Origin of the sequence: Pseudomonas sp. C9 (genome assembly GCF_002000165.1) — a bacterium.
Taxonomy (GTDB): Bacteria; Pseudomonadota; Gammaproteobacteria; order Pseudomonadales; family Pseudomonadaceae; genus Aquipseudomonas.
This window is the reverse complement of the sequence record NZ_MPAK01000002.1, coordinates 95,631-110,391: the sequence shown is the minus strand read 5'-3', so window position 1 is coordinate 110,391 and position 14,761 is coordinate 95,631. Positions and strand designations below refer to the sequence as shown.

At 58.0% G+C, this 14,761-nt stretch carries 13 protein-coding genes; 3 read left to right on the top strand and 10 right to left on the bottom strand.

What is annotated here, in order from left to right; genetic code table 11:
* Positions 1-248 precede the first annotated feature (248 nt).
* Positions 249-617 carry a hypothetical protein gene (locus BMS17_RS30225; protein ID WP_139348151.1) on the top strand — a complete coding sequence of 123 codons (369 nt, stop codon included), beginning with the start codon at positions 249-251 and terminating at the stop codon, positions 615-617.
* Between the two features lie 443 nt (positions 618-1,060).
* A complete protein-coding gene (locus BMS17_RS27410; RefSeq protein ID WP_046031271.1) occupies positions 1,061-1,987 on the top strand; it encodes a LysR family transcriptional regulator in 927 nt (308 codons plus the stop codon).
* Here BMS17_RS27410 and BMS17_RS27405 read toward each other — a convergent pair.
* The 6 genes from BMS17_RS27405 to BMS17_RS27380 all read right to left on the bottom strand — a co-directional run bounded on the left by BMS17_RS27405 (position 1,904) and on the right by BMS17_RS27380 (position 6,484).
* The gene (locus tag BMS17_RS27405; RefSeq protein ID WP_077432265.1) at positions 1,904-2,221 is read right to left on the bottom strand and encodes an AzlD domain-containing protein; all 318 of its coding nucleotides are present in this window, start codon (positions 2,219-2,221) and stop codon (positions 1,904-1,906) included. The two genes, BMS17_RS27410 and BMS17_RS27405, sit on opposite strands and share 84 nt — an antisense overlap.
* On the bottom strand, positions 2,200-2,919 hold the full coding sequence (locus BMS17_RS27400) for an AzlC family ABC transporter permease (protein ID WP_046031272.1): 720 nt from the start codon (positions 2,917-2,919) through the stop codon (positions 2,200-2,202). Before BMS17_RS27400 ends, BMS17_RS27405 begins: the two co-directional genes overlap by 22 nt.
* Positions 2,916-3,329, bottom strand: a complete 414-nt coding sequence (locus tag BMS17_RS27395; RefSeq protein ID WP_175649052.1) for a GNAT family N-acetyltransferase — start codon at positions 3,327-3,329, stop codon at positions 2,916-2,918. Before BMS17_RS27395 ends, BMS17_RS27400 begins: the two co-directional genes overlap by 4 nt.
* A 46-nt stretch (positions 3,330-3,375) precedes the next feature.
* Positions 3,376-4,125 carry a 2OG-Fe dioxygenase family protein gene (locus BMS17_RS27390; RefSeq protein WP_046031273.1) on the bottom strand — a complete coding sequence of 250 codons (750 nt, stop codon included), beginning with the start codon at positions 4,123-4,125 and terminating at the stop codon, positions 3,376-3,378.
* Positions 4,126-4,354: 229 nt separating this feature from the next.
* Positions 4,355-5,641: an OprD family porin gene (locus BMS17_RS27385; protein WP_077432264.1), complete on the bottom strand. Its 1,287-nt coding sequence runs from the start codon at positions 5,639-5,641 to the stop codon at positions 4,355-4,357.
* A 228-nt stretch (positions 5,642-5,869) separates the two neighbouring features.
* Positions 5,870-6,484, bottom strand: a complete 615-nt coding sequence (locus BMS17_RS27380) for a DsbA family protein (RefSeq protein WP_046031275.1) — start codon at positions 6,482-6,484, stop codon at positions 5,870-5,872.
* A 256-nt stretch (positions 6,485-6,740) separates the two neighbouring features.
* Here BMS17_RS27380 and BMS17_RS27375 point away from each other — a divergent pair, with 256 nt between their 5' ends.
* Entirely contained in the window at positions 6,741-8,834 is a 2,094-nt protein-coding gene (locus BMS17_RS27375) for a TonB-dependent siderophore receptor (RefSeq protein WP_077432440.1), read from the top strand.
* 232 nt (positions 8,835-9,066) lie between these two features.
* On the opposite strand, the gene BMS17_RS27370 is transcribed toward BMS17_RS27375, so the two are convergent.
* From BMS17_RS27370 to BMS17_RS27355, 4 genes are all read right to left on the bottom strand, one after another.
* Positions 9,067-9,279: a hypothetical protein gene (locus BMS17_RS27370; protein ID WP_046031276.1), complete on the bottom strand. Its 213-nt coding sequence runs from the start codon at positions 9,277-9,279 to the stop codon at positions 9,067-9,069.
* 245 nt (positions 9,280-9,524) lie between these two features.
* A complete protein-coding gene (aguA, locus tag BMS17_RS27365) occupies positions 9,525-10,631 on the bottom strand; it encodes an agmatine deiminase (RefSeq protein WP_077432263.1) in 1,107 nt (368 codons plus the stop codon).
* 5 nt (positions 10,632-10,636) lie between these two features.
* Positions 10,637-11,515 (bottom strand): N-carbamoylputrescine amidase, encoded by an 879-nt coding sequence (aguB, locus tag BMS17_RS27360; RefSeq protein WP_046031278.1) that lies wholly within the window; start codon positions 11,513-11,515, stop codon positions 10,637-10,639.
* Between the two features lie 321 nt (positions 11,516-11,836).
* Positions 11,837-14,749 (bottom strand): aminotransferase, encoded by a 2,913-nt coding sequence (locus BMS17_RS27355; protein WP_077432262.1) that lies wholly within the window; start codon positions 14,747-14,749, stop codon positions 11,837-11,839.
* Between the last annotated feature and the right edge of the window lie 12 nt (positions 14,750-14,761).

Below are 14,761 nucleotides of genomic sequence, written 5' to 3'. Positions count from 1 at the left end.
TCAGTCAAATTTATCTTAGGCTCTCGTCATAAATTGCGCAAATCAATCATTCAAATGATCGTTTTGATCATTTGCGGTGGAGGAGCTTGCTATGGCAGGTGAATTTATGCCCTCGTTGAAAGAGGTAACAAGGTGTAAACCTTAATCGAGACGAGCCACCGCGCGCTTAAAAGCCCCGAATTGCTCGAGGCTTTTAAGCTTGAGGACATCGTTAGTAATTTCGGCCCTCTGCATAAAAATGAGTTTTCGTGCATAAAAACGATCATAAAACTGCCTGTTTGCATAAAAACGTTTCGAAATCGTCAAATGAATCCGGATGGTCGACTCAAGATCTTCAAGTTGATACCGACGTCGCAAGTGGCAGAGAATCGGTCCAAGAGCGCGAAACCGACTGCCATCAGGTGGCGATAGTCGGCGTTAGGAACCCCGTTGATGACCTGGAGATCAGCGCTCGGGTGAGACCTCTTCTCCCCTGCTTGAGGGAGCACAATATCAAGCAACCTCTTCAAGAAAAGCAGCCTAATCAGGATGCTTTTTTTGTTTGTGGGGAAGACATCGTTGATAAACCAACATCCCATGCCGATGCTTGTTTAGTGCCTGGTCCAAGGCGTGATTGAGATCGACTGCACTTGGTTGGTGCGGGCAAATGCCTTGATATCCAATGGGCTCAAATTCGGAGAAAAATCTCGAATTGATGAGTCGATATTTCAGCGAAACAAGTCAGGGATGGAAATCAGGCGGGTCCTCTTTTTGACTGGGAGACGTCCGATAGCCGTGCAGGTAGCGGCTTTCTTATACGTACGAAATGGCGCGCCCATATGAAAACAAACGACAAAAAAATGCCCAAACCTCCCGGTCCGAGCATTCTTTGACCCCGATCACCCACCCTCCCCCAGAAACCCGCGATCCTGCGCAACCCTCCAACCATCGGACGCCAGCATCAATTCGCTACTAAACTCGGGACAAGCGGGTTCAGGTGCAGGATTATAGCCAGCACGTATCGCCCAACCGACGGCCAGGTACACAACAATAGCCAGCCCACTTCAGAGGGCATTACCCAATGGATAGCAGAACCCTACGCAACCTGATGCGCATTGTGCAGACTGGCTCATTGTCAGCGGCGGCAGAGCATTCCTGTTTGACCGTGCAGGCATTGGCTGCACAGCTGAACAAAGTCGAAGAGCAGTTTGGTTTTCGGTTGTTTCGTCGCTCCAACAAGGGGTTGACCCTGACCACGCAGGGCTCGGAACTCACGCCTTTCATGGACAAGGTGTTGGTGGCCACGCGGCAACTGGAAGAAAAAGTTGCTGCGCTGAAAGAGCCTGGGCAGCGCACGCTCAAAGTGGCGCTGAACACAACGCTTTCGGCTGACTTCAATCGACGAATGATCGGACGCCTGATTGAGGTGTTTCCCGACTATCAGCTGGAATTCAGCTACGCCGAGTCGATGGAAAACCTCAGCAAGCTCAAAAACGAAGACTTTGACCTGGCCGTGTTGATCGGCCCGCAGCAGCCAGGGATGCCCAGCATTATCCTGCCCGAGGTTCAGGTGCAGGTGGTCGGTGCCCATTGCGGTCAGGAACATGATCCGCTGGTGATGCTTGGCAACAAATTTCAGGTGCGTCCGGCCGACGATTGTCCGTATTCCCACAGTTTCTTGCGCTTTCTCGACGCCGGCCTTGGCAATTACGAGTCGAACAAACGGATGGTTTACTCCTGCAGTGAGACGCTGACGCTCTCCTTGATCACGCAAATGGACGGCCTGGGCATGGTGTCCCGTGACGCCGCCCAACGTAACGGCTTGACCATTTTCCCTGGCTTCGAGGATGCCCTCGAAGTTCGGTTGGCGGTCAATAACCCAGAGTTGTCGGGCCAGGCTTTGCACGATGTGGTCGACCTGGCGCTACATGAACGAACCGAGCGCAATGTACGCAGCCGTTCCCACCGCAACGGAGAGAAAGAGGTTTTTGCTGAAGTACGCACATAACAACGTCGGAATCGCGGCATAAAATTCCGGGCGATCGAGCTGCACGTGTTGATCCTTGATCAACAGCGGTGTGACGCTGATGGCAGCGACGATCGCCACCGGCAGGAATTCCAGCGCCCGGGCGACGAAGGGCGGCCAATGGTCGGTGTTCACTTGCAGCGGCAGCGCACGCGGCAAGAACGTCACAGCCATCATCAGGACGACGACCAGAATCAGGAACGTTTGGTCAGGCATACACCCACCCCGCAGCCCACAAAGGTGGCGATGAATACGTTGAACGGCGAGCTGCCGACCAGGCTCAGTGCGCCCATACAGGCGACGGCGGCCAGTGCAGCGATGAGTTTGTTACGCGTATTGCACAGCGAAACCAGCACGTAGAGCATCATCGCCGTCAGCGCGTAGTCGAGCTGATACTTGATCAAGTGCGCCGCGTACTGCGCGCAAATCGCCCCGAGCAATCCGCCGAGCACCCACGAGGTGTGGCAAAACAGATTGAAGCCGATCAGGTAGCGCACATTGACCGGCGCACCCTTGCCCAGTTTGACGCTGTGGAAGGCGAACGACTCATCGGTCAACCCACCCGCATAACACCAACGCTCAAGTCGACTGAGCCCCATCGCCTGCAACGCCTTGGCCATGTAAACGGACATCAGCATGTGCCGCGCGTTGATCAGAAACGTGGTGAGGACGATGGTGGTCAGTGACGCGCCGCTGGTAATCAGCGCCAGCGCAGCGAACTGCGAAGCACCGGCGTAGACAAACAGGCACATCGCGACCGGTAACCACACCGGCATCCCGGCATTGACCGCCATCAGGCCGAACACGAACGACACCGTGAAATAGCCCGCCACTACCGGGCTGGCTTCTGCAAAGGTGCGCGAGCGTTGTTGTGGCCCGACCATCAGCGGACGGCTGCTGGACGTCTCATTCATAGATCCCTCTCAAATGTTCTTTCGCCACGCGGTTCGCAAAAACCCTGGGCACTCCAAAAACGTTTGCCGGCGAGGTTGGCATCGTCGACAAACAGGAACATGCGCAGCACGCCCACGCGTTTCATGTCCGCCGATGCCGCTTCAACCAAGCGTTGACCGACACCCTGGCTGCGATACATCGGGCTCACGGCCAAATGGTTGATCGTGCCGCGACTGCCGAGCATGCCGCCCAGTACCGCGCCGACGATTTCGCCACTGGCGTCCAGCGCAATGAATGCGGTGGTGGTCTTTTGCACCAATACACCACGCAGGCATTTGGCGTCCTGCCATTCGCAGAAAGACACCTCTTCGAATTGCCGGAAGAAGCGCTCCAGGCGCTGGGCATCCTTGGCTGTCGTACGCCTCAGCATTACCGGTGCAGGGCACTCGGCGAGGCTGATCGCGGCGTTGTACTGTTCAGCGAACAATGTCGAAAGCGGTCCCGGGCCGCGAGAAGGAAATCGCCAGAATTTGCCGATAAGCCATGGCGTGGGAATGGGTGTTGCGCGCCGGCGTGACGTAGTGGCGCATGTCCCGATCCAGGAAGTAAGTGGTGTCGAGAATGTCGGTGTAAGTCGTCGACGCCAGATGTTCTTGTTCATGGGCGCTGTACAAGCGGCTTTCCGCCCCCTCCACGTTATTGCGCCCCCAGAAATGCACGCCGCTGAACGGGTAACCGTCGCAGTGAATGCCTTCCGGGGTGATCTCCAGTTGCTTGCCTGGCTTGATCTCGATGCGGATCTGGTGAATCTGGCATTGCCAGATTTCATCGTGCAGTTCCGGCGGCAGAACGTTTTTGTACACCTCGAAATCCGTGTCGATCAGGCTGCGCATCACCGGCGAATGAATGATTTCATCGGAGAAGTCCTGGAAGTGCCGAACCATTCCGCCCACGTAGGCGTTGTTAGCCTTGGACTGGACGTAGGCGCGGTGTTCCAGCTGCGTCAGTTCACGGGTCACCGGGTTGTATTCGAAATCACTGTAGCGACGGTATCGATTGCCCGCGTCAGCCTGACCGTAGTAACTGTCGGGCTCCATGTTTTCCCAACTTCGGGTCAATCTGACGAAGTCGGAGAAGTGACCGAATAGATTGAAGTCACTACTTTTGACGTTGACGTATTTGTCGCGCCGTAGCGATTCGCCCACTTCTTTATTCAAAACGAGCATTTTCAAAATCTCCGTGCATTTAGCTACCTAATCTAGAGAGCACAGGATTTGCGTCCATGAGAAAGAATTTCAGGCATATCAAGCACTGCTTGAAACGGAGTATGAAGTCGCTTCAATTCCACTTTTCAAGACTGAAAACAGCGGTTTTTAGTGCGTTGTTGCAGTCACAAGGCAAAAAAAACCCCGAATCAATCGGGGTTTTTTTCGAGTTTTAACGCTCAGTCGATCATCAGAAGATGCTGATCGGGTAATCCACGAACACACGCACTTCGTTACCGCTGACGTTGTACTCGCTGGATTTTTGCGACACACGCAGAACCGAACTGCGCAACTTCACACTCAGGTCTTTGGCCGGGCCATTTTGCACGACGTACTTGAACTGGTTGAAGATTTCGCGCTCGGTACCGCCTTCGCTGGTGGACGTGGTGATGTTGTCACCGCGCACATAAGCGAAGTTGTAGGTCAGGCCCGGAACGCCGAATGTGCTGAAGTCCAAACCGTAGCCCAACTGCCAGCTGCGCTCGTCTTCAGCGTTGAAGTCGGACCAGTAGGAGTTTGCCAGGTAGATGGTGTTGCCGCCGTCGCCGATACGCCCCTGGTCTTTCTGATAACCACCGTAGGCGTAGCCCAGGTTGCTGTCACCGGTGCTGCGTTGGTGCGCGAGGGTGAACGAGTGCGGGCCGGTGACGAATGTTGCGGCCAGGCTCCAGATCTTGTTGTCGTCGCCGGTGATCCCGTTTTCGCGGACGTAAGCATCGTCCAGCTTGGTGCGGTAACCGTTGAAGTCCAAGGTCAGGGACTGATCCTTGTCGATCGGGAACAGGTAGTTGGCGTTCACGTATTGCTTCTTCAGCACGTCTTCGACATCGGAAGCGTACAGCGCGCCTTTGAATTGTTCGGTGAACTGGTAGCTGCCGCCCAATACGTTGATCGACTTCAAGCCACCGCTGTCACGGCCTTCAGCGCTTTTACGCGACTCGGCGGTGAAGCGGCCGGCGTCCAGTTGCAGGCCTTTGATCTCTTTGGAGGTGATCAGGGTACCGGTGTAGCTTTCTGGCAGTAGACGCGAGTTGTCGTAGTTCAACACCGGCAGGGCCGGCATCTGGTCGCCGTAAGTCAGCGTGGTGCTGGACAGACGGAATTTGACGGCCGCGCCGCCCTTGGACAGATCATCAGCAGGCTGGCCGCTGGCGCCCTTCTTGAAGAAGTCGATGCCTTGCGCGCCGCTACGGTCTTCGCTGCGCTCCAGATTAAGGGCGTACAGACCGAAAGCGTCCACACCCACACCCACGGTGCCTTGGGTGAAGCCGGACGAGAACGTGCCGATGGCCGCCTGGCCCCACTCGGATTTATCCGGGTTGCCGTCTTTGTAGTCACGGTTCATGTAGGCGTTGCGCAGCAGCACGTTGAGGCTGCTGTCTTCTACGAAACCCTTGGATTGGGCCTGGTCGTTAGCCATGGCCGGTGTTGCACTCAATATCCCCAGAGCGATCAGGCTGATTCGCTTGTTCAACATCTTGTTTTCCTTATTTCGGGTTGAAACGCGCTGTGTCGAACGGCTGAAACGGCGCTATCGCACTCTTTTTTCACCCCAAAACAAAAAGGCCCGCACACGAAAAAATCGTGGCGGACCTTTTATTATTTTTGAGTCGTGGCGGTTAGCCACAGGCGTTGGGCGCGATCCTAGTCGGGCCCACAACTGCCTGTCAATTTGACGAATTGACTATGGATAGACGAAAAACGCCTAAGCGCTTTGCGCAAGCCAGGTCGCAAATGCCTCCGGCTTGCCGAGCCATGGGCTGACATCAACCAGGGAGAATTGGCCATCTTGCTCAAGCGCCAGCGTTGGAAAACCCTGACCGCCGACGCGGGCCAGTAAGGCGCGACTGTCTTTGATGTGCTGATCGGTATTGGCACTTTTCAAGGCGGCCGCAAATGCCACGGGCTCCAAATCGATGCCTATTGCCAATTCAAGCAGCACCGATTCGTCCGCAATGCGCCGACCTTCCACATAGTGAGCGGTCTGCAAACGCCCCAACAACTCGACACCGCGCCCCGCTATCTGCTCAGCGGCCAGCACCGCAGCGATCGGTGGAGCGGAATCGAACACCGCCGTTTCATCACGCAGCAGTCCTTCAAAATAGGCTTCACCAAAGGGCTGGCCCGTGAACTCGGCGATGCGCCGGTCGTGTGGCATCACGTAGTTGCGCAGTTGTGGCGAAACTGCCTGGCGGTTGGCGTCGGTCATCATGCCGCCGCCGTGGGCGATCACGGGCAACACGCCTTGGGCAGCCTGTACCAACGGTTTGGCGCCGTAACACCAGCCGCACAATGGGTCGTAAATATAATGAAGGATCATTGCAAGGCTCCGGCAATACGTCAGGAAGATTCAATGGCCGGCAGACTAATCCTCAGGTGGTTTCGGAAAAACGCTGGAATGGCTTTCAGTCTGTTTCATGAATCGGTCGAATGACGCCGCGTGGCCGTTGTAGCAACTTCGACACAACTCGACACAATCAAACAGCCACCATTTTCAAGAACAATTAACGAAAGTAAATAACAAGCATTACCATTCGCACCCTGAAATTTCCCACCCCTTTCGGATGCGCTTCTTGATGCCTGCCCCGTTCCGTCTAACGCCCGCTACGCTTGGGCTGTCTGCCTTTTTGTCCACCGGTTTTGCCTGCGCTTCCACCACTGTTTTACCCGAGACCGCGATCAGCGCCGATGTGGAGGCTGATGACCCTCGCGTAAAAGAAACCAACACCGCGACCCGAACAGAGACCCCGGTGCGTTACGTGCCACAGGCCATCGACTCGATCAAAACCTCGAACGTCATGGATTACGGCACCAACGACCTGGGCACAGCGCTCAGTGGCCTCCCCAACATCAGCAGTGGCGCCGATACCCGCTTCGACAGCCTGCGCATCCGTGGCTTCGACGCGAGCAACGACTTCTACCTCGACGGCATCCGCGATGACAGCCAATACGTGCGCGACTTGCACAACATCGAACGCATCGACGTCCTCAAAGGCCCGGCAGCAGTGTTGTATGGCCGTGGCAGCCAGGGCGGCATCGTCAACCGGGTCAGCAAGGTGCCGGAGTTCGGTCGCCGCTCGACCCTCGAAGCCCAGGGTGGCAGCGATGACCTGCGCAGCTTGTATGCCGACCTCAGCACCGACCCGAGCGAGAACATCAGCCTGCGTTTGAACATGGGCAACATGGATCAGAACAGCTTTCGCGATGGCGTCAGCGGTAATCGGCAATTGTTCGCGCCGTCGATGAGTTGGCAACTGACGCCGGACCTGAACTGGCTGGTGCAATACGAATACAGTCGCTACAACCGTACGCCGGATCGGGGTGTTCCCGGTGTGAATGGGCGTCCGGCGGATGTAGGACGCGATACGACCTACGGCAGCGAGCACGATTTCATCGACGACAAGTCGCAATCCCTACGCTCCAGGCTCAGCTATGAACTCAGCGACAACTGGCAACTGCGCCACACCCTGGGCGTGTTCAAGCTCGACAGCGATTTCGACAACACTTACCTGACCGGTTACACCCCGGCAACCAACAAGGTGACGCGCCAGCACTGGCAGCAAGATCTGACCACCCGCAACGTGTACAACAACGTTGAGCTGGAAGGCGGTTTCCACACGTTTGGACTGGAGCATCGCCTGCTGACCGGCCTCGAGACGGGCAGCCAGCGCCGCGATCCGACCTTGTACAACGCCGCCACTTCCGGACGCGGCAGTTCACCCGTGCCGGCCCTGGACCTGTACAACCCCAATCGCGATTTGCGCCATACCGGACGCATGCAGGTGTCCAGCAGCAGCCACACCGAAGTCGAGAGCCGCGCGGTGTACGTGCAGGATCAACTGCGCCTGAACGATCAATGGCAACTGCTGGCCGGTCTGCGTTACGACACGTTCGACATTGAGTCGACCAACAAGCTGAAGGACATTTCCGAAGACCGTGACAGCCACAGCACCAGCCCGCGTGTCGGGGTGGTCTGGACGCCGCTGCAGAATCATTCCTTCTACGCGTCCTGGACCAAAACCTTTTCGCCGGTGGGCGGCGGTTTGATCGGCATCACACCGGGTGCGCCCGGTAACGCCAATGACTTGAGCCCGGAGCTGACCAAGCAAAAAGAAATCGGGGTGAAGAGCGATTGGCTCGATGATCGCCTGAGCACCACACTGGCGATCTACGAACTGGAACTCTACAACCGTCGCACCAGCGACCCGAATGACCCCACCGTGACCTTGATGAGCGGCCTGCAACGCTCGCGCGGAATCGAGCTGACCGGCACCGGCAAACTCACTGGCAACTGGTATGTACGCGGTGGTGTGGGCGTGCAGGACGCCACCGTCGAGAAGGATAACAACGGCTTTGAAGGCAAACGCATCAGCAATGTGGCCAAGCACAATGGCAGCCTGTTCCTGACGTGGAAACCGGAAATGGGTTGGTACGCCGAAACCGGCCTGACCCTGGTCGGCCAGCGTTATGCCGACAACCTCAATACGGTTGTGCTGCCCGGTTATGGCCGTTGGGATGCACTGGCCGGGTTCCGCCACAAGGACTGGGACTTGCGCGCGGCGCTGAACAACATCAGCGATAAAACCTACTACGCCTCCGCCACGAGTGCCGCGCAGATCCAGCCGGGCGAACCGCGCAGCGTGGTGGTGACCGGAACCTACAGCTTCTAAGGAGGCAGTAAAACCTGTAGCAGCTGCCGAAGGCTGCGTTCGAGGACGAAGTCCTCGTAAACCGGACACCGCTGTTTTTCTGAAAAAACACGCTGTTCGGTTTGACGACTGCTGCGCAGCCGGACGCAGGCTTCGCCAGCTGCTACACGTTCGGTTTACGTCCCATAAAATTCACGCAAAAAAAAAGCGCCGCCATCCCGGCAGCGCTTTATCAATCCTTTGTTTATTCTTCTTATCCTTCCATCACATCCCACAACGCTTCCAGTTCCGCTTCGCTGAATAAACCAGCGGGGTAGCGCTCGATCATCATCCGGCGCGGATCAGGTTCCCCGATCTGACGCGTTCCATTGGACTTGAACCAGTGCGCAAGGACCTGGAGCGATTCGCTATTAATTGCCAGGGGATGCGACGCCCGCTCGCTCACTACGTTCACTTCGGCGTTCATTTCAGCGCTCTCTCCTGGTTTGTGAGCGGCTAACTTATCCAAGGTTTATGACAGAACATCGCAGTTCTCCCCCTCCCTGTTTCACCCATGACAGATACAAGAGCTGTGCCAATGTTTCGCATCTGTCGACAAGCGGATACAAAGAAGCCCGCAGTCCATACGGATTGCGGGCTCTTCGTCGAGCAGCATAGGGGGTTGCTTTTTTTGATCGATTTCGCAATCGACTCAGGCTGTTACGACCTCACTCACTCCTTGTGCGGAGCGGGTTGTTGTTGGGTAAGGCAGTGGATGTTACCGCCCCCCAGTAACAGTTCACGGCCCGGCACCATCACCACTTCATGTTGCGGGAACAGCGTCTGCAAAATTTCTTTTGCCGGGCCGTCCATCGGGTCATCGAAGCTCGGCGCAATGATGCCGCCGTTGACGATCAGGAAGTTCACGTAGGAACCGGCCAGACGAACGGAAGGATTTCGTTCCTGAGTGCCGTCCACCGGGTCGACACCCGCGCACTCTTCTTCGGTCGCGTACAGCGGCCCCGGAATCGGCATCTTGTGCACCGTGAATGGGCGACCCTTGGCGTCGGTGCTGCTTTGCAGCACGTTCATTGCTGCCTGGCAGCGCGGGTAGTTCGGGTCTTGCGGGTCATCGGTCCAGGCCAGCAAGACTTCGCCCGGGCGCACGTAGCAGCAGAAGTTATCCACATGGCCGTCGGTTTCGTCGTTGAACAAACCGTCCGGCAGCCAGATGATTTTATCCACAGCCAGGTTGGCGCTGAGCACCGCTTCGATATCTGCACGCCCAAGGTGCGGATTGCGATTACGGTTGAGCAGGCACTCTTCGGTGGTGATCAGAGTGCCTTCGCCATCAACGTGAATCGAACCGCCTTCGAGCACGAAGCCCTCGGTGCGATAGCGCTGGCTACGTTCGATCTCGAGGATCTTGCCGCCCACCTGCGAATCACGGCTCCACGGCGAATACAGGCCACCGTCGAAACCACCCCACGAGTTGAAGTCCCAGTTCACACCACGGACTTCGCCACGGTTATTGATGACAAATGTCGGACCGGTGTCGCGTACCCATGCGTCATCGCTGGACATTTCCACCACACGAATATTCGGCACGTCGAGACGGGCGCGAGCGTTTTCGTACTGGCCTGCGGAAATCGCCACGGTCACCGGTTCGAAACGCGCGATGGCTTTCGCCACCGCCACGTGCGCGGCTTGCGCCGGTTTGCCACCCAGGCGCCAGTTGTCCGGGCGCTCGGGCCAAATCATCCAGGTCTGGGTTTGTGGCGCCCATTCGGCCGGCATGTAGAAACCGTCGGCGCGAGGCGTGGTGTGCAAAGTGGTCATGACAATCAGGACTCCAGGGAACCGTCGAGAGTTTTCAGTGCGCCGTAAAGGTTAGGACGGCGATCACGGAACGAACCCCACGCGCTGCGAATGTGTTCCAGCTCGTCGAGGTCGAAAGTGTGCACCAGAATACCTTCTTCGGTTTTGTTGAGCTCCTGAACTTTTTCGCCGAACTGGTTGGCGATGAACGATGAGCCATAGAAGGTGATGTCGTAGCCGTCCTGCTCTTCGTTGCCGATACGGTTGCTGGCAATCAGCGGCATCAAGTTGGCGCCGGCATGGCCCTGCTGCACGCGCTGCCAGTGATCACGCGAAGAGATGGTCTTGTCGTGCGGCTCGCTGCCGATGGCGGTCGGGTAGAACAGGATTTCCGCGCCCTGCAACGCCATGCTGCGCGCCGCCTCAGGGAACCACTGGTCCCAGCAGATGCCCACGCCGATTTTCGCGTAACGGGTGTTCCACACTTTGAAGCCGGTATCGCCCGGATTGAAGTAGTACTTCTCGTGGTAGCCAGGGCCGTCCGGGATGTGGCTTTTACGATAAATCCCGAGGTTGGAGCCGTCGGCATCGATGATCGCGATGCTGTTGAAACGCGCACGGCCGGCCAATTCGTAGAAGCTGATCGGCAGCACCACTTGCAGCTCTTTGGCGACTTTCTGGAAGTGCTTGATGGCGACGTTGTCTTCAACGGTCGTGGCCAGTTGCAGGTAATCCGGGTTCGGCTTCTGGCAGAAGTACGGGCTCTCGAACAGTTCCTGAATCAGGATGATCTGCGCGCCTTTGCCCGCAGCCTCACGGACCAGCTTCTCAGCGGTTTCGATGTTGGCTTCAAGGTCCCAGGAACAGGCCATCTGGGTAGCGGCGACGGTAACGATACGGCTCATGAATCGGCTCCTGAGCAAAGGCGTGGGGTCGAGTGTGGCCTCGACCCATGACAGAAATGGGAAGCATCGGGCGTGGTTCGTCCACACCGAGGCTGCGGTGACTTTATATCCGATAAATATCGGCTTTAGAAGCCACCGACAAACCATTTGTCATATTTTTTTGCCTAAAAGCCGATATCTATCGAATTAATACACCTCTAAAGTGGGAGCGGGCTTGCTCGCGAAGGCGGTGTGTCAGGCGATATTGTTGCCGACTGACGCACCGCCTTCGCGAGCAAGCCCGCTCCCACATTTGTCCTTATGCACACAGTGAGAAGGTATTTACAGGCCCTCTGCGAGCACCTTCGAGAGCATGTCGACGAAGAAATCCACGCTTTGACGCGAGGTCACCATCGGCGGTTTTATTTTGAGCACGTTGAGGAAGTCGCCGGTCGGCTGCATGAAAATCCCCAGCTCACGCAGGCGATCACACAGCGCCGTGGTTTCTTCGGTTGCCGGTTCCAAAGTCTCGCGATTGCGGATCAGCTCGACGCCCAGGTAGAAACCGGAACCATGCACCGCGCCCACCAGCGGATGGATATCGATCAGTGCTTCCAGTCGCTCTTTGAAGTACCCGCCCACCACCTGGGCGTTTTCCCAGAGATTTTCTTCTTCCATCACATCCAGCACCGCCATGCCGATCTGGCAACTGACCGGGCTGCCACCTGCCGAGGAGAAAAAATACCCTTCGGCTTCCAGCGCCTCGGCGATTTCCCGACGCGTGATCACCGCGCCCAACGGCTGCCCATTGCCCATGCCTTTGGCCATGGTGATGATGTCCGGCACCACGCCCTGTTCCTCAAAGCCCCAGAAGAAGTGCCCCATACGCCCGTAGCCGACCTGCACTTCGTCGGCGATGCACACGCCACCCTGGGCTCGAACCAGTCCATAAACCTGTTTCAGATAACCCGCTGGCAACGAAATCCCACCCGCATTGCCGTACACCGGCTCGCAAATGAAACCGGCCAATGGGCGACCTTGCGCGGCGATTTTCGCCAGGTTGTGTTCGACGCTGCGTACGTAGTCCGGCGCACTGTCCGGGCCTCGGAACTCTCCGCGATACGTATTCGGCGCAATGACCGGATGCACCCAATCCGGACGGCTGCTCAAGGCCTTGGGGTTATCGGCGATCGAAGTCGAGACGGCGTCCGCGCCCACCGTCCAGCCGTGGTAGGCCTCCAGCACGCTGAGCATGTCGCGACCTCCGCTGTAGGCCCACGCCAGGCGAATCGCCAGGTCGTTGGCTTCGCTGCCGCTGTTGACCAGGAACACGCGGTCCATGGAGTCCGGCGACAATTTCAGCAAGCGCTCGGAGAACTCGGCGACCGCGGCGTAGTTGAAGCGCGAATTGGTGTTGAGCAGCGACCACTGTCGACTGGCGACCGCGGCCATGCGTGGATGGCCATGGCCGAGTACCGCGACATTGTTGAGCATGTCGAGGTAGGAACGGCCCTGCATGTCGATCAGGTGATTGCGCCAGCCGCGTTCGATGCGCGGCGGGTCGACGTAGTAGTGCTTCTGGGTGCGGGCGAAACTGGCGTCGCGGCGCGCCAGCAGAGTCTGCGAATCCAGTTCCTCTTCCGCATCACAGGCCAGTCCCAACAGCGCTGCCGGCGACGGGCACAAGGCTTGCCAGGCCAGGGCACGAGAAGGCGTGCAAAACAGGGGCGCCGTGAAGCCAGCGCCTCGGCACAACTGCACGATCAGAGGCCCGCTGACCGAACCCAGCACCTGGCCTTTGACCAGTGCCGCGCCAGTGTGCAGCGACGGGGTCACGCCCCATAGCCGTACGCTGAGTTGCGGGCCGTCGAGTTGCAGCACACCCGTCGCCGGCTGATGAACCACCCCGGCAAACGGCGACTCGACGGCCGTGCCGTGTGGCACTCGCAGCTCGACGTGCAACGGGCAGGTGTCCGGCTCGTCGGCACTGTCTGGTCGCGTGCGCGACAACCGATATTGCCCATATCGACTGGCCGCCAGACCGTGAGCTGCAGCGGCTTCAGTCAGCAGCCGCTGATCGATGCCTTCCTGTTCCCAGTTACCCTCCTCGAAATGCGGGCTGAGCACACCCAGATCAATCAGCGCAAACTCGCGCCCCACCAGGCTCGGCAGCAACGGCGCGAACCCTTCGCTGCCGATGCTCGGCAGGCTTTGGCCAACGCACGTCAGGATCGCCGCGTCCATCAATTCCAGCGGCACCGAGGTGGCGACGCGGAAAATTTCCCATTCATGAATGAGGTTGTCGCGGCTGTATTGATTGCCCGGATCAATGCTGACCTGCTGCTCGCCACTGAGCACCAGCACCGCCGCCCGCGCGACGATCAACGGCCAGAGCGCCAGCAGTTCTTCGCGCTGCAACGGGTTGATCGCGTGATAGGCCTGAATCGCCGGCAAGATGTAAAACGGATCGCTATTGGCGTGATGCAGCAACGCCGCGCAGGTCACCGAAAGATCGGTGATACGCCAGGTGCGGACCAGGTCGCCGAAATCGATCACGCCCTGCAATTGCCACTGGCGCTGCGCATCGCGCTGCCAGACCACGTTGTCGTCAGTGATGTCCATGTGAATGGCCTGCACCGGTAACCTATCTACCAGCGGTTGCAAATGACGCTCGGCGCGTTCGGCGGCCTCGGCGACCAACCGGCGTTGCGCGTCATCCTTGATCACCGGCAGCAAATGGCCGATCAATGCGTTGGCGTGACGAGCGTCCCACTGCAACGTGCGTTCAAGTCCCGGATGGTCGAAAGCGGCCAGGGCCAGGTCCATTTCGCCGCAGAGTTGACCGAAACCGGCGACCACGGCGCCTGGCAAATGATCGAGGTGGGTGAGCGACTGGCCCTCGATGTAGTCGAGCAGGCGCACGTGCACCGATTGGCCTGCGACGTCCAGCGTGAGCAAATCCGCAGCGTTTTTGGCCGGGATAACTCGCGGCACTTTCACGCCGCTGTGCTCGCGCAAATGCTTGAGCCCTGCGTGCTGGGCTTGCAGTTCCAACGCTGAATAGTCGCCACGGCAGATTTTCAGGACGAATCGCCCTTGGTCGCTGTCGACGCGGAAATTGAGATCTTGCTGGCTGCCCAGGGCCTGTAGCTTCCCGCTCAGCCCATAATGCCCCTCCAGCAGCTCAAGCGCTTGCTGCGCAGACACTTGCGGGCTGGGCAAACTGGCGCGATGAATCAACGTGGCGAGCGGCATACAACGACCTCT

Bases quoted from the DNA above. Each gene is read 5' to 3' on its own strand.
- BMS17_RS27375 (WP_077432440.1), top strand. From the start codon at position 6,741: ATGCCTGCCCCGTTCCGTCTAACGCCCGCTACGCTTGGGCTGTCTGCC.
- BMS17_RS27405 (WP_077432265.1), bottom strand. From the start codon at position 2,221: ATGCCTGACCAAACGTTCCTGATTCTGGTCGTCGTCCTGATGATGGCT.
- BMS17_RS27355 (WP_077432262.1), bottom strand. From the start codon at position 14,749: ATGCCGCTCGCCACGTTGATTCATCGCGCCAGTTTGCCCAGCCCGCAA.
- BMS17_RS27400 (WP_046031272.1), bottom strand. From the start codon at position 2,919: ATGAATGAGACGTCCAGCAGCCGTCCGCTGATGGTCGGGCCACAACAA.
- BMS17_RS27390 (WP_046031273.1), bottom strand. From the start codon at position 4,125: ATGCTCGTTTTGAATAAAGAAGTGGGCGAATCGCTACGGCGCGACAAA.
- BMS17_RS27380 (WP_046031275.1), bottom strand. From the start codon at position 6,484: ATGATCCTTCATTATATTTACGACCCATTGTGCGGCTGGTGTTACGGC.
- BMS17_RS27395 (WP_175649052.1), bottom strand. From the start codon at position 3,329: ATGCTGAGGCGTACGACAGCCAAGGATGCCCAGCGCCTGGAGCGCTTC.
- aguB (WP_046031278.1), bottom strand. From the start codon at position 11,515: ATGAGCCGTATCGTTACCGTCGCCGCTACCCAGATGGCCTGTTCCTGG.
- BMS17_RS27385 (WP_077432264.1), bottom strand. From the start codon at position 5,641: ATGTTGAACAAGCGAATCAGCCTGATCGCTCTGGGGATATTGAGTGCA.
- BMS17_RS27410 (WP_046031271.1), top strand. From the start codon at position 1,061: ATGGATAGCAGAACCCTACGCAACCTGATGCGCATTGTGCAGACTGGC.
- aguA (WP_077432263.1), bottom strand. From the start codon at position 10,631: ATGACCACTTTGCACACCACGCCTCGCGCCGACGGTTTCTACATGCCG.
- BMS17_RS27370 (WP_046031276.1), bottom strand. From the start codon at position 9,279: ATGAACGCCGAAGTGAACGTAGTGAGCGAGCGGGCGTCGCATCCCCTG.